The sequence below is a fragment of the Streptomyces sp. NPDC003023 genome, from assembly GCF_042888225.1.
Classification (GTDB): Bacteria; Actinomycetota; Actinomycetes; order Streptomycetales; family Streptomycetaceae; genus Streptomyces.
Genome location: NZ_JBIAPL010000001.1, coordinates 250,166 through 268,408, shown reverse-complemented (window position 1 = coordinate 268,408; position 18,243 = coordinate 250,166). Strand labels below are relative to the sequence as shown.

General features: G+C 69.8%; 9 protein-coding genes. 2 read left to right on the top strand and 7 right to left on the bottom strand.

The genetic code is table 11. The annotated features are described in order from the left end of the window. Positions 1 to 178: 178 nt before the first annotated feature. The 6 genes from ACFYV1_RS00945 to ACFYV1_RS00920 form a co-directional block, all read right to left on the bottom strand. Positions 179 to 3,529 (bottom strand): DUF2961 domain-containing protein, encoded by a 3,351-nt coding sequence (locus ACFYV1_RS00945; RefSeq protein WP_389393195.1) that lies wholly within the window; start codon positions 3,527 to 3,529, stop codon positions 179 to 181. A gap of 139 nt (positions 3,530 to 3,668) precedes the next feature. Then, positions 3,669 to 5,807 (bottom strand): DUF4185 domain-containing protein, encoded by a 2,139-nt coding sequence (locus tag ACFYV1_RS00940; protein WP_389393194.1) that lies wholly within the window; start codon positions 5,805 to 5,807, stop codon positions 3,669 to 3,671. A 45-nt stretch (positions 5,808 to 5,852) separates the two neighbouring features. Continuing rightward, entirely contained in the window at positions 5,853 to 7,976 is a 2,124-nt protein-coding gene (locus ACFYV1_RS00935; protein WP_389393193.1) for an N-acetylmuramoyl-L-alanine amidase, read from the bottom strand. Between the two features lie 41 nt (positions 7,977 to 8,017). Further along, positions 8,018 to 9,517: an FG-GAP repeat domain-containing protein gene (locus ACFYV1_RS00930; RefSeq protein ID WP_389393192.1), complete on the bottom strand. Its 1,500-nt coding sequence runs from the start codon at positions 9,515 to 9,517 to the stop codon at positions 8,018 to 8,020. Positions 9,518 to 9,565: 48 nt separating this feature from the next. Continuing rightward, on the bottom strand, positions 9,566 to 11,038 hold the full coding sequence (locus ACFYV1_RS00925) for a peptidoglycan DD-metalloendopeptidase family protein (protein WP_389394537.1): 1,473 nt from the start codon (positions 11,036 to 11,038) through the stop codon (positions 9,566 to 9,568). 148 nt (positions 11,039 to 11,186) lie between these two features. Further along, entirely contained in the window at positions 11,187 to 13,802 is a 2,616-nt protein-coding gene (locus tag ACFYV1_RS00920) for an FG-GAP-like repeat-containing protein (RefSeq protein ID WP_389393191.1), read from the bottom strand. 399 nt (positions 13,803 to 14,201) lie between these two features. Here ACFYV1_RS00920 and rpmF point away from each other — a divergent pair, with 399 nt between their 5' ends. Continuing rightward, positions 14,202 to 14,372: a 50S ribosomal protein L32 gene (gene rpmF / locus ACFYV1_RS00915; protein WP_389393190.1), complete on the top strand. Its 171-nt coding sequence runs from the start codon at positions 14,202 to 14,204 to the stop codon at positions 14,370 to 14,372. Positions 14,373 to 14,391: 19 nt separating this feature from the next. Continuing rightward, positions 14,392 to 15,591, top strand: coding sequence for a GTP-binding protein (locus ACFYV1_RS00910; protein WP_389393189.1), 1,200 nt, complete (start codon positions 14,392 to 14,394; stop codon positions 15,589 to 15,591). Positions 15,592 to 15,866: 275 nt separating this feature from the next. Here ACFYV1_RS00910 and fusA read toward each other — a convergent pair whose 3' ends face one another. Then, complete coding sequence (gene fusA / locus ACFYV1_RS00905; protein WP_389393188.1) at positions 15,867 to 17,945, bottom strand: elongation factor G; 2,079 nt, start codon at positions 17,943 to 17,945, stop codon at positions 15,867 to 15,869. Between the last annotated feature and the right edge of the window lie 298 nt (positions 17,946 to 18,243).

The following is an 18,243-nucleotide window of genomic DNA, read 5'->3' as shown; positions in this document are numbered from 1 at the left end:
GGGCCGGCCGGTTCCGGCGCTCGGCACATTCTGCGTCACCGTCACACCTGCTCGCGGCTCGGCTCATCACCGGCGACCGGTGATACCGAGAGGCAGTCAGACTCCTTTCGTGGCACAGGCGTTGGCGACGCGGGTGCGAGGAAGACGCCGGGGTCTTCCCCACACCCTCGAGTTCGGCTCAGACCGGGTCCGTCAGCTCGATCCGGCTGGGCCTCGGCCACTCCTCGCCGAGGGCGAAGTGGTCGTGCCACAGCCCGACTGCGCCGAACCGTCCGCCTTCGGAACGCGCCACGTAGACCCCGCCCTCGGTACCACGGCTGTACGCGATCACGTCGGCCCGCCCGTCGCCGTCGAAGTCGCCGACGCCCGCGATCTGCGTGCCGGCGAGGAAGTCGTCGTGCCACTTCCACGCCCGCTGCACGAAGCGCCGCCCGTCGGACAGCGACACGTGGACGTCGCGGGCGTCACCGCCGGTGAAGGCGACGATGTCGTCGCGTCCGTCGCCGTCGAAGTCGCCGACCGCCGGGATCTCGCCGCCGACCGCGAAGTCGTCGTGCCAGCGCCAGCCGTCCTGGCGGAAGACGCTGCCGCTGGACAGCGCCACGTACACCTCGGCCGACTCGCCGCGGGTGAAGGTGGCGATGTCGTCGCGACCGTCGCCGTCGAAGTCGCCGACCGCCGGGATCTCGCCGCCCTGCGCGAACCGGTCGTGCCACTTGCGGGACGCCGCGAAGCCCGACCCGGTCGACAGCGCCACGTACACGTCCGCGTCGGTGCCCCGGGTGAAGGTGGCGATGTCGTCACGCCCGTCGCCGTCGAAGTCGCCGACCGCCGGGATCTCGCCGCCGACCGCGAAGTGCTCGTGCCAGCGGGCGCCCGTCGTGGTGAAGGCGCCGCCGTCGGACAGGGCCACGTAGACGTCCGCCGCGTCGCCCCGGGTGAAGGTCACGGCGTCCTCCCTGTCGTCGCCGTCGAAGTCGCCGGTCAGCGGGAACTCCGTGCCGGTGGCGAAGTAGTCGTGCCAGCGCCAGCCGTTCTGCACGAAGCGGCCGCCGTCGGAAAGGGAGACGAAGACGTCCGCCGCGTCGCCCCGGGTGAAGGCCACCGCGTCGTCCCGGTCGTCGCCGTTCACGTCGCTGCGGGTCGGCCTGCCCGTACGGCCCGTCGCCTCGGGCGCCGTACCGGAGGTCCGTCCCGCCATGTCGACGGCCACGACGCGGTAGTTCCAGTCCTGCCCCGCCGGCAGCGGACCGTGGGTGAAGGCGGGGACCCGTGTCGTACCGAGGAGGTTCTCCGCGGCGACCGGCACCGGACGGGAGGTCGATCCGTACACCCGGTACTCGCGCACCCCGGTGTCGTCGGCCGGCTCCCGCCAGCTGAGGTGGTGGGCGTGGTCGTCGCCTCCGACAAGTGCCGCGCCGTGCTGCGCGGACGGTCCGGCCGTGTCCTGGTGGCCGCCGGGCACGATGCTGTCGGCGGTGTAACGGGCGGCGGTCCAGCGCGGTGTGCCGGCGAACGGTGTCAGTTCGACGCGCACCGCGGCCTTGCCCGCGGTGGTGGCGGCGGGCAGGGAGAAGGTGTCGGAGAGCCAGCGCTGGGTCTCGTTGGCGAGCGGTTGCCGCCAGACGCCGGCGTACACGCCGTCGACGGTCACCCGCGCCGCCTGACCGCCTTGGCGCTGGTCGGCGGTGCGGCGCAGCAGGACACCCGAGTTGCCGGGGTCGACGGGCACGCTGAAGGAGACCGGGCCCGAGGTGGCGCGTACGGTGCCGCGCACCAACTCCTCGTCCTGGTCGCCCTCGTAGTGCGCCAGCAGCTCGGACTGCTCGGCGGCGGCGCCCTCGCGGTAGTCGTGTGCGGCGCGGCTCTCCGCGTCGCCGGTGTCGAGGCCGGCGGTGCGGTGCAGGCCGAGGTCCGGCCTGGCGTAGAGGTACGCGGTCGAGCCGTAGCGTGCGGGAGCGTCGTTCTGGAAGCCGTGCTCGATGCCGAAGCGCAGGGCTGTCGAGTAGTCGACGGCGTCGGACAGCATCAGCCGGTACGCGGCGTCGCACTCGTCGGCGCAGCCGCCGCTCTCCAGCTCGTGAGCGGTGTTGCCGTTCATCGGGTTGCTGAACGTGCCGCGGTTGAAGTACCAGCCGGCCTCGTAGAAGTCCTCGGCGCCGCTGCCGTGGATGTCGGGGGTGGGGGCGCCGTCGACGTGGACCCGCTCGTCGCCCTCCAGGTACTGACGGCGGTTGCCGCCCGCGATGTGGCCCTCCATCGTGTGCGTGACTCCGGCGAACTTGCCGCGCCCGGTGCGGTCGGCGAACAGCCAGTCGTCGTCGGGCACGGTCTCGCCGCGGTGCGACTCGGTGGCGAACCAGGCCGCGGCGCCGCTGCCGAGCGCCTCGATCCACCGGGTGTCCGGTGCCGCGGTGATCTCGGCCTCCACGCCGGTCACCGCCCGTCCGGTGGCGTTGACGAGGCTCACGGTCGCCCCGTCCGCGTACGGCATGGGCCACCAGCTCGTGTACCAGCCGCCCGCCGCGGTGTCCATCGCGAACATCAGTGACCGTACGGGGCTCTCCCCGAGGCCCGAGCCGAAGAACTCGCCGACCGGCGCGTCGACGGTCTGCCGCCCGTCGAACGACATGCGCAGCCGCAGTCCGGCCAGATCGGCGTCGGTGTCGTACGCGTCCGGGAGCCGCAGGCGCACCGCGGATATGGCGCCCGGGCCGGTGAGCGCGGCGAGTTCGGCGCTCTGCCCGGCGGCCGGAGCGACCGTCTTGCGGACGGTGGTGGCGCCCGGCCGGGCGGGCTTGGGGTCGCGGGTGCCGGACGCCCTCAGCAGGTCGACGACGTCGGTGGCGCGGTCGGCGGGGTCGAAGGTGCGCACGCCCTCGGCGTCGGCGAAGTGGCGGTAGGTGACGTGGTGGAAGAACGGGTTGTGATCCACATGGATCCTCATGGACTCCCGGTAGGGCATGGGGACCTTGATGTACACGCCGCCGGAGGTCTGGTTCGCGTCGGCGACCAGCGGATACACGAAGGGGGCGCCCTTCGCGCCCTCCACCAGTCGCTGGAGCGGCATGTCGACGACGACCAGGCCGTCGAGCTCGATGCGGATGTTCCCGGTGGCGGAGACATCGCCCTCGTCGCGGGTGAACCAGATCGAGGCGACCTCGCCGGGCCCGGAGTCCTCGGCCAGCAGGCATCCGTGGGTGTCGGTGCGCAGGCAGGAGTAGCGGCCGGTGAAGCCGTCGTCGGTGTTGCCGCCCGCCCGGTCGAAGCTGGAGAACTGCCGGGTGCGGGTGCCGGGGTTCAGATAGGGCAGCCGGTCGAGCTGCCGGAAGGTGTCCCAGCCGACGGGCCCTTTGCCGGCGGATTCCGCGGTTTCCGCGGTTTCCGTGGTTTCCGTGGTTTCCGCGGTTTCCGCCGCCGGTGCCGCGGCGGCGTGTGGCGCGACGCCGGTGATGCCGCTGAGCAGACCCAGCAGCAGGACGGTGACCAGCGCGACGGTGAGCGCCGGGGCGGGGCGGGGTGGACTCATGGTTCTGCCTTTCGTGTGATGTGCGGGTGCCGGGTGGCGTGAAAGGGCCCGGCCGCCGCGGTCCGTCCGTAGGGGAACGGGGCCGCGGGCGACCGGGCCGGTCGGGGAGAAGGGGCGGGCGGCGCGAGTGGCTCTGCCGTCAGAGGCTGGTCTCGCCGGCCAGGCCGAAGTACTCGTGCCACTTGCGGCCGTCGACGAAGCCGGAGGTGCCGTCGGAGACCGCGACGTACACATCCGCCTCGGTGTTGTGGGTGAAGGTGACGATGTCCGCCTTGTCGTCGCCGTTGTAGTCGCCCACGTACGGGAACTCGCCGTCCGGAGCGAAGAAGTCGTTCCACTTCTGTCCGCCGCCGAAGACGGCGCCGTCGGACAGCGCCACGTAGACGTCCGACGCCTCACCACCGGTGAAGGTGACGATGTCGTCCTTTCGGTCGCCGTCCACGTCCCCGACGCGCGGGCGCTCGCCCTCGGGGGCGAAGTGGTCGTGCACCTTGCGCGGGGCGCCGAACCGGCCGCCCTCGTTGAAGGCCACGTACACATCGGCCTCGGTGCCCTGGGTGAAGGAGATCAGATCGTCCCTGCCGTCGCCGTCGACGTCGCCGACCGCCGGGAAGCTGCCCCAGGACGCGAAGTCGTCGTGCCACTTCTGCCCGGCGCCGAACGAGCCGCCGTCCGACAGCGCGACGTACACGTCCGCCGCGTCGTCGTGCGTGAAGGTCACGATGTCGTCCTTGTCGTCACCGTCGAAGTCGCCGACGGCGGGTACCTCGCGGCCCGGTGCGAAGTGGTCGTGCCATCGCCGCCCGGTGCCGAAGGTGTTGCCGTCGGACGGCGAGACGTACACGTCCGCCTGGGTTCCGTGGGTGAAGGTGACGATGTCGTCCCGGCCGTCGCCGGTGAAGTCGCCGGTCAGCGGGGTCTCCCCGGCGGGCGCGAAGTGGTCGTTCCACTTCACCGACCGGCCGGAGAAGCCGTCGCCGGTGGACTTGGCGGCGTAGACGTCGGCCGAGTCGTCCTGGGTGAACGTGACGATGTCGTCCCGGCCGTCGGCGTCGAAGTCGGCAGGGGAGCCGCCGAGGACGCCGCCGCCGGTGAGCCGGACCCGCATCAGATAGACGTTGTACGGATCCCACTGCGACATCGTGAAGTAGAGGTACGGGCTGTTGGAGTCGGCCGACCAGGGGTGGATGAACGCCCCGTACAGTTTGGGGAAGTCCGCTCCGGCGGCCACCACCTGCTTGCCGCTCCACGGACCTGTGGGCGTGGGCGATGTGCGCATCACGACGGACGCCATGGGCTCGTCCAGGTACATCATCACGAACTTGCCGAGGTACCTGCTGTACTGCACCGACACCTCGCTGACCGGTGCCCCGGCGACGACGGCCGCGGCGTTCTGGTCGGTGCCCCAGGAGGTGCCGTTCCAGTAGCGGTACTCACCGGGCTCCAGCAGCCGGCCCTCGGGTACGCGAGCGAGACGCACATCGCCGAACCGGCCGTTGGGCGTGCCGTACATGTACACATGGCCGCCGTGCCGGACCATGGCCGCCATCTGGAACTTGTTGTCCCAGGCGGGCGTGTTCTGCCAGCGGGCGTCGGCGTCCCTGACCCAGTTCTCTCCGTTGTCGTCGGACCAGGCGATCCCTGAGTAGTTGGTGAACCACTCGCCGGGCCGGCCCCAGTGGTTCACGGACATGTAGTGCATGTACTGCCGACCGCCCACGGATATCCCGGCCGTGGGGATCGTGGTCAGCTCGTCGAAGTTGACGCGCTTGCAGGGCAGCAGCTGCTTCGCGTGATTCGCGCGGTCGCTCGGCATGCTGGACAGGCTCATGCCGTCGGCGAGGTTGCGGTCGCCGCTGCGGCCGAGCACGTTGCAGCGCCAGTCGATGGTGGCCTGGTCGCCGACCGCGGCGCCCGGGCCGGTCCAGCCGTTGCCGTACGTGTCGCCGAACGCCGTCAGGATCTCGCCGGAGCCGTTGTCCCACATGATGCCGAGATCGGTGGCCTTGACCTGCCAGCGGGTGTCGGTGGCGCTGGTGGATCCGGGGCCGGTGACCTTGGCGACCCGCTCGGCACGCGACAGCACGCCGGCCGCCGCGGCAGCCTCGGCCGTCGCGGCGTTCGCCCCGGTGGCGGCCGCTGTGTGCGGCGTCTTGCCGTGAGCGGGGTCGTGGTCGGGGCGCGCCACGGCGGTGGCGGTGCCGGCGAACAGGGAGGCGACGACGAGCGAGACCAGGGACAGAGCGGCCGGGAGCAGCTTCCGGGAACTTCGTTTCACCGCGTACTCCTTTCCTCTTGCGTGATTCGATGGATTCCGGAGATGTCAGAGGGTGGTTTCGCCGGGCAGGCCGAAGAAGTCATGCCATTTGCCGCCCCGGGTGAAGCCGCTCATCCCGTCGGACAGCGCGACATAGACATCGGCTTCCGCGGTACGGGTGAAGGTCACGATGTCGTCGATGCCGTCGCCGTCGTAGTCACCCACGTACGGGAACTCACCCGCCGGCGAGAAGAACTCGTTCCACTTCTGACCCGTCCCGAACCGGGCACCGTCCGACAGCGCCACGAACACATCCGCCTCGGCACCCTGGGTGAACGCCACGATGTCGTCCTTCTCGTCACCGTTCACATCACCCACCCGCGGCTGCTCCCCACCCGGAGCGAAATGCTCGTGCACCAACTGCCCCGGGCCGAAACCATCCACCCGGTCCGAGAACGCCACATACACATCCGCACTCGAACCCTGCGTGAACGTGATCAGATCATCCGCCCCGTCACCGTCCACATCACCCAACGCCGGGAACTCCCCCGCCGGAGCGAAGAAATCGTGCCAGACCTCCGCCGCGCCGAAACCGTCCACACCATTCGACAGTGCGACATAGACGTCCGCCTCGGCATTCTGAGTGAACGTCACGATGTCGTCGAAACCGTCACCGTTCACATCCCCGACCGCCGGAGTCTCACCACCCGGCGCGAAATGCGAATGCCACACCGAAGCAGCACCGAAACCGTCCACACCGTTCGACAGCGCGACATATACGTCCGCCTCCGGATCACCGGTGAACGTCACGACATCGTCCTTGCCGTCACCGTTGAAATCACCACTGAGCGGCGTCTCACCACCCGGCGCGAAGAAGTCGTGCCACACACCCGCACCACCGAACCCGCCACCCGTCGAGGCGGCCACATACACATCCGCCTCAGAACCATGGGTGAACGCGACGACATCGTCCTTACCGTCACCCGTGAAGTCCGTCGGAGAACCACCCAGCTTCTTGGCACTGCCGCTGGTGACCAGCTGCATGTAGTAGTCCCAGTTCCAGTGGGGCCCCGGGTCGGTGTGGTCGTTTCCGGCCAGCTCGTTGTGGCCGAGGATGTTCGCCCGGGTCTTGGGGATGCCGTGCCGGTCGCAGAGGTGGCGGGTGAGTGCCGCGGACGAGCGGTACATGGCGTCGGTGAACCAGGACGGGTCGGTGACCCATCCCTCGTGCTCGATGCCGATCGACGAGGCGTTCGCGCTCCGTGCGTGGTAGGCGGTGTCGACGTCGCGCACCATCTGGGTGACGTCGCCGTCGGACGACCTGATCACATAGTGCGAACTGGCCTCGGACGTCCCGTTCTGGAACCAGCTGATGGCGCCCGCGTACGAGCCCTGCGTGACGTGGACGACGACCTTGTCGATCCGCGCCGCCCGGCCGGGCTCGTAGTTGTTCGGGTGCGCGGGAACCCAGTGCGCGGGCCCGTAGTCCGTGCTCTGGATGCCGGCCTCCGCGTCGGCCCCGTCACCGGTCGATGCCCCGAGCGGTCGTACGTCCTCGTACGCGCCGCGTTCCGGGTCGACCTGGCGCGGCTTCACGGTGATCCGTTCGCCGCCCGGGACCTGCCGGCCGATGCCCTGGGCGAGGAAGCCGTAGACGGTGTCGGTGTAGAGCCGGGCCGTGGGCGCCTGGCCGGAGCCGCCGTATTCGGCGACGGCCGGGTACCACTCGTCGATGTCGTCCCGCTCGGCGGCGTCGAGACCGAGACCGTCGGCGTAGGCGCGCAGGACGGCGGCACCGCCGCGGATGTTGGCCGCCGTGCCGCGTTTGAGCTCGGCGGCGGACAGACCGGTCAGTTCGGCCGCCTGCTCCAGCGTCCGGTGCTCGGGGTTGCTGACCAGGTGCATCACTCCGTAGCCGCCTGCGAAGCTGGGCTTGCCGGCATGGCCGTCGAGGTGGGTCTCGCCGTAGCCGACGGCGACGAGGAGATCGCGCGGGACGTCGAACTCCTCGGCAGCCGCGGCGAAGGCGGAATGCATGGCGGATCCGCCGTTCGGCGACTGCCGGCCGGCTTGTTCGGTGTCGGCGGCACGGGCCTGGCCGGTCAGCGCGAGCGCGGAGGCCACGAGTGCGGCCGCCAGTACGGCCGACCGTGCCCTGTGGCGTCTGCGTGTGTGTCCGTACGGAGACATGACTTCTCCCTGGATTCGAAACGGTGTGGGTGGTCGGCGGTTCAGAGAGTTACTTCGCCGGGCAGGCCGAAGTGGTCGTGCCATTTGCCGCCCCGGGTGAAGCCGCTCATCCCGTCGGACAGCGCGACATAGACATCGGCTTCCGCGGTGCGGGTGAAGGTCACGATGTCGTCGATGCCGTCACCGTCGTAGTCACCCACGTACGGGAACTCACCCGCCGGCGAGAAGAACTCGTTCCACTTCTGACCCGTCCCGAACCGGGCACCGTCCGACAGCGCCACGAACACATCCGCCTCGGCACCCTGGGTGAACGCCACGATGTCGTCCTTCTCGTCACCGTTCACATCACCCACCCGCGGCTGCTCCGCACCGGGAGCGAAGTGCTCGTGCACCAACTGCCCCGGGCCGAAACCATCCACCCGGTCCGAGAACGCCACATACACATCCGCGCTCGAACCCTGCGTGAACGTGATCAGGTCATCCGCCCCGTCACCGTCCACATCACCCAACGCCGGGAACTCCCCCGCCGGAGCGAAATGCTCATTCCACTTCTGACCGGCACCGAAGCCGTCCATACCATTCGACAAGGCGACATACACATCTGCCTCCGCGTCATGCGTGAACGTCACGATGTCGTCGAAACCGTCACCGTTCACATCCCCGACCGCCGGAGTCTCGTGGCGGGGTGAGAAGAAGTCGTGCCAGACGGTCGCGGGGCCGAAGCCGGAGCCGTTGGAGAGCGCGACGTACACGTCCGCCTCGGGGCCGTGGGCGAAGGTGACGATGTCGTCCTTGGTGTCACCGTTGAAATCACCGCTCAGCGGTGTCTCACCACCGGGAGCGAAGAAGTCGTGCCAGACTCCCGCCCCGCCGAAGCCGGCGCCCGTCGAGGGGGCGACATAGGTGTCGGCCTCACGGGTGCGGGTGAAGGTGACGATGTCGTCCTTGCTGTCCCCGGTGAAGTCGGTGGGGCCGCCGCCGGAGAGCACCGACATGCGCTCCGCCTCGGCGAGCAGCGCACGGGCCTTGGGCTCCTCGACGTCGTAGCGTTCGGGGTACCCGGACCGCTGGACGCTCTGGGCGAGTTGGCCCGCCGTGTAGCCGGGGTTCGCGCGATCGCTTTCGATGGCGCGGGTGACGAACTGCGTCGCCGCGTACCAGGGGTCCATGATCTGCTCGACGGTGCCCCAGCCGTAGCTGGGCCGCTGCTGGAAGACTCCGATGGAGTCCTTGTCACCGCAGGGAAGGTTGTTCATGTGGGACTCGACCCAGCCGGCCTCGAAGGCGGCGAGCATCACCTTGGCGTTGGCGTGATGGGCGCGCGCGACGCGGTGGACGACCACGGTGACGTTCGGGTCGTGGGTGGCCGGCACATCGCAGTCCGTGTTGAGTATTTCGGCGTTGGCCTGATGCTTCTGGGGCCGGGGCGGTGGATCGGCCGCGTGCGCGGGGGCCGCACCGGCGGCTGTGAGCAGCGCGGCTGCCGTCAGGCCGGTGAGGCGGCGGGCCAGAGCGGAACGGAGGCGTCTGGATCTGGACATGGCTGTGCCCTTTCAGTGTCGTTCTTGCCGTGAATCTCTGAGTGGGTGTCAGAGGGTGGTTTCGCCGGGCAGGCCGAAGAAGTCGTGCCATTTGCCGCCCCGGGTGAAGCCGCTCATCCCGTCGGACAGCGCGACATAGACATCGGCCTCCGCGGTACGGGTGAAGGTCACGATGTCGTCGATACCGTCACCGTCGTAGTCACCCACGTACGGGAACTCACCCGCCGGCGAGAAGAACTCGTTCCACTTCTGACCCGTCCCGAACCGGGCACCGTCCGACAGCGCCACGAACACATCCGCCTCGGCACCCTGCGTGAACGCCACGATGTCGTCCTTCTCGTCACCGTTCACATCACCCACCCGCGGCTGCTCCCCACCAGGAGCGAAATGCTCGTGCACCAACTGCCCCGGGCCGAAACCATCCACCCGGTCCGAGAACGCCACATACACATCCGCACTCGAACCCTGCGTGAACGTGATCAGATCATCCGCCCCGTCACCGTCCACATCACCCAACGCCGGGAACTCCCCCGCCGGAGCGAAGAAATCGTGCCAGACCTCCGCCGCACCGAAACCGTCCACACCATTCGACAGCGCGACATAGACGTCCGCCTCGGCATTCTGAGTGAACGTCACGATGTCGTCGAAACCGTCACCGTTCACATCCCCGACCGCCGGAGTCTCACCACCCGGCGCGAAATGCGAATGCCACACCGAAGCAGCACCGAAACCGTCCACACCATTCGACAGCGCGACATACACGTCCGCCTCCGGATCACCGGTGAACGTCACGACATCGTCCTTGCCGTCACCGTTGAAATCACCACTGAGCGGCGTCTCACCACCCGGCGCGAAGAAGTCGTGCCACACACCCGCACCACCGAACCCGCCACCCGTCGAGGCGGCCACATACACATCCGCCTCAGAACCATGGGTGAACGCGACGACATCGTCCTTCCCGTCACCCGTGAAATCCGTCGGAGAACCACCCAGCATCGGTGCGGCGCCTCCGCAGTTGCCGCTGGTGTGGCGGGCGGCCGTGGTGCTGTAGCGGAGGGCCACACCGTCGATGACGATCGGCTTGTTGGCCCCGTCCGCCTCCTGTTCGTAGTGGAGATGCGGTCCCGAGGACACGCCGGTGGATCCGACCTTGCCCAACTCGTCGCCCGCGCGCACGTACTGGCCCCTCGCGACGGTGATGCGGTCGAGGTGCGCCACGAGGCTGGTCCAGCCACCGCCGTGGTCGACGCGCACGTAGTTGCCGTATCCGGAGCTGTTGGGCATGGGGACCACGTCGACGACGGTGCCCGACGCCGAGGCGAGGGCCGGCGTGCCGAGGTCGCCGGAGCCCGGGATGTTGAAGTCCAGGGCGTTCGTGGCCTCGGTGGAGTGGTGGTAGTAGTCCCGGGTCTGTCCGCACGGCCAGGGTGCGCGGAAGTCGGGGCGGGGGCCCGCTGCCGAGGCCGCCGGCGCGGGGAGCAGTACGGCACCTGCTGTCACTACGGCACCGATTAAGCCCATGTACGTGCGGTACGTGTGTCGTCTTCGCATTTCTCGGTCTCCTCCTTGTGCGGACTTCTCGGAAACGGCGGGCGGGGAGGACTTTCAGGGCGCGGCGGTCCGGGGTGCGCACCTCGTCGCGGTGCGCACCCGGGATGCCGCTTCGGGGTCAGACGGTGGTCTCGCCGGGCAGGCCGAAGAAGTCGTTCCACTTCTGCCGGAGGCCGAAGGCCGTACCGGTGGAGAGCGCCACGTGCACATCGGCGCCCGGCGTGTGGGAGAAGGAGACGACGTCGTCCAGGCCGTCGCCGTCGTAGTCCCCGATGTACGGGTACTCGCCGGCGCCGGAGATCGCGCCGTGCCACACCCCCTTGTCGGCGAAGGTGGCTCCGTCGGAGAGGGCGACACGCACGTCACCGGCCGCGTCGGCGGTGAAACTCGCGATGTCGTCCAGGCCGTCGCCGTCGAAGTCGCCCACGCGCGGCAGTTGCGCGCCGGGCGCGAAGCCGCTGAGGACCTTGCGGCCCTCCGCGAAGCCGTCGCCGGTGGAGAGGGCTACGTAGACGGCGGCTTCGGCGCCCTTGGTGAAGGTGATGATGTCGTCCAGGCCGTCGCCGTCGAAGTCGCCGACGGCGGGGAACTCCCCGGCCGGCGCGAAGTGGTCGTGCCACTTCAGGCCCGGGCCGAAGCCGGTGCGCGAGGACAGTGCGACGTAGACGTCCGCCGTGGCGTCCTGGGTGAAGGTGACGATGTCGTCCAGGCCGTCACCGTCGAAGTCGCCGACGGCGGGCACCTCCTGGCCGGGTGCGAAGTTGTCGTGCCACTTCTGCCCGGCGCCGAAGGTGGTGCCGGTGGAGGGCGCGACGTAGACATCGGCGGCGGCGCCGTGGGTGAAGGTGACGGCGTCGGCCTTGTCGTCACCGTTGAAGTCGCCGGTCAGCGGGGTCTCACCGGTGAGCGCGAAGTTGTCGTGCCACTTGCCGCCGCCGGAGAAGGCGCCGCCGGTCGAGGAGGCCGCGTACACGTCGGCGGCGGCGCCGTGGGTGAAGGTGACGATGTCGTCCAGGCCGTCGCCGGTCACATCGGTCGGGGAACCGCCGAGCATCATGCCACCGGCGTCGCCGTAGTAGACCTCCAGCTCCGCGACGGAGGTGAACGTCTTGGCACCGCCGGGCCGGCCGATGAGGCGTACGCCGTCGCCGGCCGTGGGATCGAACGAGAAGGTGTACGTGCGGTGGGTGCCGGCGCTGCTGTCGTACGGATAGGCGGGGCCGGTCCGCTGACCGGAGACGTCGACCCACTGGTTGTCCCGCCGGACCTGCACCCGCAGGTCACCGGCGAACCAGCCACCGTCGGCGAACATCTCGCCGGTCGTGTAGACGACCTTGTTCACCATGTACTGGCGCGGCCAGGTGTATCCCCACCAGCTGGCGCTCTTGCGCTCGTCGTTCCAGTCGTCCTCGTTCTGAACCTTGTTCCCGTCGCTGTAGTACGCGTCCTTGCCGAAGTGCGTGGCCCGCTGGACGGGGACGGTTCCCGGCTCGCGGCCGAGGTTGCGTGCGGGGTCGGCGGTGTTGGCGGGCGTGGTGTCCTGACGCGGTTCGAGCCGCAGCTGACGGAGCGAGAAGGTGTACGCCCAGTGGTCGCCGTGCGGGTAACCGCCGCCGCAGGGGCAGACGTTGGACTGCATCCACATCGATTTGCCGTCGGCGCTGATGTACTTCGACGGGATGGTGGTCGCGTAGCCGCCGTGCTTGGTGTGCGTCCACGGGTAGCCGCCGAAGTCCTTGGTGGCGAAGTGCTTCCAGGGACCCCAGGGGCTGGGCGCCTCGTAGAACTCGAAGGTGTACTCGGTCCACGAGGTGTAGACGTAGCGGTTCAGTGGTTTGTTGTAGACGATGCCGCCCTGGCCGAGGACGGTGGTGTCGCGCACCCGGTTCGCGGTGAAGACGTCCTGGTAGACGCGGCGGTCGTCGTGGAGGACGGGCCGGCGCCTGCTGATGTCCGACGACCAGACCGGGTTCCCGGAGACGTCGAGGCCGGCGGCGTACTGCCAGGCGTTCTCGTCCATCACGGAGTTCTTGTGGACGCGCGCGAGATGGAGGTCGACGGGGTCGGGCACGGTGCCGTCGAAGGAGTCCCGCCAGTTGTGGTCGAGGCCGTACGCGTAGACGTAGTCGTCGGGGGCGTTGGCGTAGTCCTTGCCGTAGTCCAGGAACATCACCGTGGTGAAGACCCCGCCGCCGAACATCGGCCGGGTGCGGTCCCAGGTCCAGGTGCGGCCCTTGTCCGTGGACTTGGCGATGGTCGCGGCGGGCGCGTCGTTGAAATCGGTCGCCAGGTCCTGGACGGCGAGGTAGAGGGCCCCGTCGACACAGGCCATGCCGGTGGGCTTGCGGTTGTGGTCGGCGGTCCAGACCTGGCTGACGTCCGTGGCGAGCTGGGTGCCGCTGAGTCCGCCCGGCATACCGGAGATCTTCGCGACGCCGATGTCGCTGCCGTCGCTGCCGAATCCGACGCCGTCACCGTAGGCGGTGTAGACGTTGTCGTCGTCGGCCCAGCAGTTGGGCCAGAGGTCGCCGTGGTTCTTGTTGTCGCCGATCGCCGGGGCGCCCACGGAGGCGGCGGGTGCCACGTCGACCGTGGCGAAGAAGTCGCTCGGGGGCGGGGAGCCGGCGGCCGCGGCGGCGGCTGACGCGGCCGGCGCGGTGGCGGCCCCTGTGGCGGCCGTGCTCTGCGGCACGGCGGTCAGCGCGGTGCACATGACCAGGAACGCGGTGGCCATGGCACGGCCTGCGGTGCTCAGCGGTCTGGGTGGTCGGGCGGCTCTGTGCAAGGCGTCTCTGCGCATGGCGGCTCCCCGGTGGGTCGATCCAACGTCCGGAAATCGATTTCAGGCGGGACGCTACAAGTGCGGCAGGGTCACGTCAACCGTTACAGCAAAGCGGCCGAATCCAGCCTGGATCAGGCGCATATCACCACCAATTGAAGCCTGAAGCACCACCCAGCCAAGCCTTCGAAAAGATTCATGACGAGAAAACGATTGCGAACAGCCCAGGCCACACGCATGGACGCACACCCGAGCCGGCACGGCGGACCAGGGCCGGGGCACTGCAGTTTGATAATGGGATCCATTTTCATGTAACGTCCCGGCCATCCACCCCACGCACGGAAGAGACGCTCCATGGCCGTTCCCAAGCGGAAGATGTCCCGCAGCAACACCCGCCACCGCCGCGCCCAGTGGAAGGCGAGCACGCCCCAACTGGTGCCCGTCACCGTCGACGGTGTCGCGTATCTCGTGCCGCAGCGGCTGGCCAAGGCGTACGAGCGCGGGCTGCTGCGCCCCGAGGGCTGAGGGCCGAGGACTGAGTGCCATGACCGACACCCGGCTCCCGGTGACCGTTCTGTCCGGATTCCTCGGAGCAGGCAAGACCACTCTCCTCAACCATGTCCTCGGCAATCGCGAGGGCCTGCGAGTGGCCGTGATCGTCAACGACATGAGCGAGGTCAATATCGACGCGGCGCTCGTGCGTGGCGGCGAGGCGGCCCTGTCGCGGACCGAGGAACGGCTGGTCGAGATGACCAACGGGTGCATCTGCTGCACCCTGCGGGACGACCTGCTCGAGGAGGTCGACCGGCTGGCCCGCGAAGGCCGCTTCGACCACCTCCTGATCGAGTCCAGCGGGATCTCCGAACCCATGCCCGTCGCGGCGACGTTCGCGTTCCCCCGCGACGACGGCGCCACCCTCGGCGACCTGGCGCGGCTCGACACCATGGTCACGGTCGTCGACGCCGCGAACTTCCTGCCCGAGCTCACCGCCGGCGACGGTCTCGCGGATCGGGGGCTCGACCAGTACGAGGAGGACGAGCGCACGGTCAGCGATCTGCTGATGGACCAGATCGAGTTCGCGGACGTCATCGTGCTCAACAAGCTCGACCTGGTGGATCCGCCGTCCGCCGACCGCCTTCGCGCCGCTCTGGCCCGTCTCAACCCGGCCGCCCGAATCGTCCCGGCCACACTGGGACGCGTCGAACTCGGCGAGGTGCTCGGCACCGGGCTGTTCGACCTGGAGCGGGCCCAGCAGGCACCCGGCTGGGTGATGGAGCTGAACGGAGACCACGTACCGGAGACCGAGGAGTACGGAATCTCCAGCACGGTCTTCCGCTCCGAGCGTCCCTTCCATCCGGGTCGGTTGTGGGACTTCGTCACCCAGGACCTGGACAGCGGCCGCTTCGGGCAGGTACTCCGCTCCAAGGGCTTCTTCTGGCTCGCCACCCGACCGCTCGTGACCGGCCTGTGGTCACAGGCCGGCTCCGTCGCGCGGTTCGAACCCTCCGGTGCCCGCGGCAAGGACACCACCCAGGGGCAGGAACTGGTCTTCATCGGCACCGGACTGCGCGCCACCGCGCTCCAGGAGGCACTGGGGCGCTGCGTCATGACGGACGAGGAAGGCGTGCCCGCCGTCGATCCGTTCCCGGCGTGGGACACCTACGGCATCGACGACGCCTGCGAGCACGAAGTCGGACACGGACACGAACACGCGGAAGCAGTGGCGGCCGTGGCGCGGCACTGAGAACTCCGGGTCGGGCGGTGGTCGCAGCCACGGCACCTCCCGACCCGGTACGCCGTCCCGCGACGACCGCATCGCCTTCGCCGGGGAGCCGGTGCGCGGAACGAGCACGGAGACAGGTCCCGCTCCCCACACGGCCCTGTCCGGGCGGCCCGGGTACGCCGGCCTTCCGGTGCGGATCGGCGCATCGGCTGAGGACGCGGCCGGGAGACGGTGAGCAGAGCACGTTCCGGAGGTCCTGCCGGGAACTTCCCGGCAGGACCCCGTCGGGCCGGCGCCTACGACGACAGCACACCGCCGGTCACCGACGCCGGGGCCGTCGCGTACCCGGCGGGCCGGGTGGTGAAGGTGCCCCGGCCCTGGGTGCGGCTGCGCAGACGCGACGCGTAACCGAACAGTTCGGCCAGCGGTACGGTCGCCGTGACCAGCGCCGTACCGGTGCGCGCGGCCTGGTCGGTGACCCGGCCGCGCCGTGCCGCGAGGTCGCCGAGCACCACGCCCACGGCGTCGTCGGGCACGGTGACCGTCACCTCGACCACCGGTTCCAGCAACGCCATCGCCCCGGCGCGCAGTGCCTCACGCAGGCCGAGCCGGCCCGCCGTCCGGAACGCCATCTCCGAGGAGTCCTTGGAGTGCGTGGCCCCGTCGGTCAGCGTCACCCGCAGACCGGTCACCGCATGGCCACCGAGCGGGCCCTCGGCCAGGGCGTCCCGGCAGCCGGCCTCCACCGCACGGACGTACTCCTGCGGCACCCGCCCACCGGTCACGGTGGACGAGAACTCGAAGCCCTCCGTACGCCCCAGCGGCTCCACGTCGAGGACGACGTGCGCGAACTGGCCCGCGCCACCGTCCTGTTTGACGTGCCGGTACACGAATCCGGACACGCCGCGGGCGACGGTCTCGCGGTACGAGACCTGCGGGCGTCCGACGCCGACCTCCAGCCCGTGGGCGCGGCGGATCTTCTCCACCGCGACCTCCAGGTGCAGTTCGCCCATGCCGGACAGCACCGTCTGCCCGGTCTCGGGGTCCGTTCGGACCGCGAGCGACGGGTCCTCCTCGACCAGCCGTGCCAGCGCCGTCGCCAGCCGGTCGGTGTCGGGCCGGCTGCGCGCCTCGACCGCCACGGTGACGACCGGGGCGGCCGCGGTGGGTGGTTCGAGGAGCAGCGGCGCGGCCGGCGCCGACAGGGTGGCACCGGAACGGGCGGCCTTCAGCCCCACCACGGCGACGATGTCCCCGGCCACGGCCAGGTCCGTCTCCGCGTGGCGGTCGGCCTGTACGCGCAGGATCCGGCCGATGCGCTCCGTTCGCTGTGCGCCCACGTCGAGCACGGCGTCCCCCTTCCGGATCGTTCCCGAATACACACGCAGATACGTCAGCCGCCCGGTGGCGGTGGAGTTCACCTTGAACACCAGGCCGGCGAACGGTGCGGCCGGGTCGGCCGCCCTCTCCTGTTCGGCCCCGTCGCGGGTACCGCGTACCGGCGGCACGTCGAGCGGTGAGGGCAGGTACGCCACGGCGGCCTCGAGCAGCGGCTCGACACCGCAGTCGCGGTACGCGGAGCCGCACAGCACCACCACGCCCTCACCGCTGCGGGTGAGGTCCCGCAGCGCGTCGGACAGGGTCCGCGCGGAGAGCGCCGAGTGCTCGCAGAACTCCTCCAGCGCGGCCGGGTGGAGTTCGGCCACCGTCTCCTCGAGCAGGCGACGGCGTCGAGCGGCCTCCTCGCGCAGTCCGTCAGGAACCGGGCCCTCCTCGTACGTGTCGTGCCCGGCCCGCCAGACCAGGGACCGCATACGGATCAGGTCCACCACACCGGTGAACCCGTCCTCCTGCCCGATGGGCAGTTGGACGACCAGCGGCACCGTGCTCAGGCGTTCCCTGATCGAGTGGACCGCGGTGTCGAGATCCGCTCCGTCACGGTCCAGCTTGTTGACGAACGCGATCCGGGGCACAGCGTGCCGGTCGGCCTGCCGCCACACCGCCTCGCTCTGCGGTTCGACTCCCGCGACGGCGTCGAACACCGCGATCGCGCCGTCGAGCACGCGCAGCGAACGCTCCACCTCGTCGGAGAAGTCGACGTGGCCGGGTGTGTCGATCAGGTTGATCCGGTGGTCTTCCCAGACACAGCTCACCGCCGCGGCGAAGATGGTGATGCCACGATCGCGCTCCTGCGGGTCGAAGTCGGTGACGGTAGTGCCGTCATGGACCTCACCGCGCTTGTGGGTGGTACCGGTGAGGTACAGGAACCGCTCGGTGACGGTGGTCTTGCCGGCGTCTACGTGGGCGAGGATGCCCAGGTTGCGGACGCGGGTGAGCGGACTGGTGGAACGGAGTCGGACGTCGTTGGTGCGCACGGCCCGGAGCCTTTCAAGGGTGTGGTGAAGCGGGGCAGCGCAATTCCCGGAAGAACGGCCTGTGTTCGTGACCTGTCCGGCCCCCGACGCGGCATGGTCACGTCGGGACGGCACCGGCCGGCGACGCGTCGGTCACCCGGCAGGCGACTCGTCGGTCACCCGGCAGGCGGGCAGGCGAACAGGCAGGTGAGGATCAGGTGTTCGTCACGGGCTTCCGATGACGGCCGCGCAGCCGGCACCGGGTGGACGAAGACACCGGAATCACGTCGTAGCGTGACCGGGGAGCATCGACGACAGT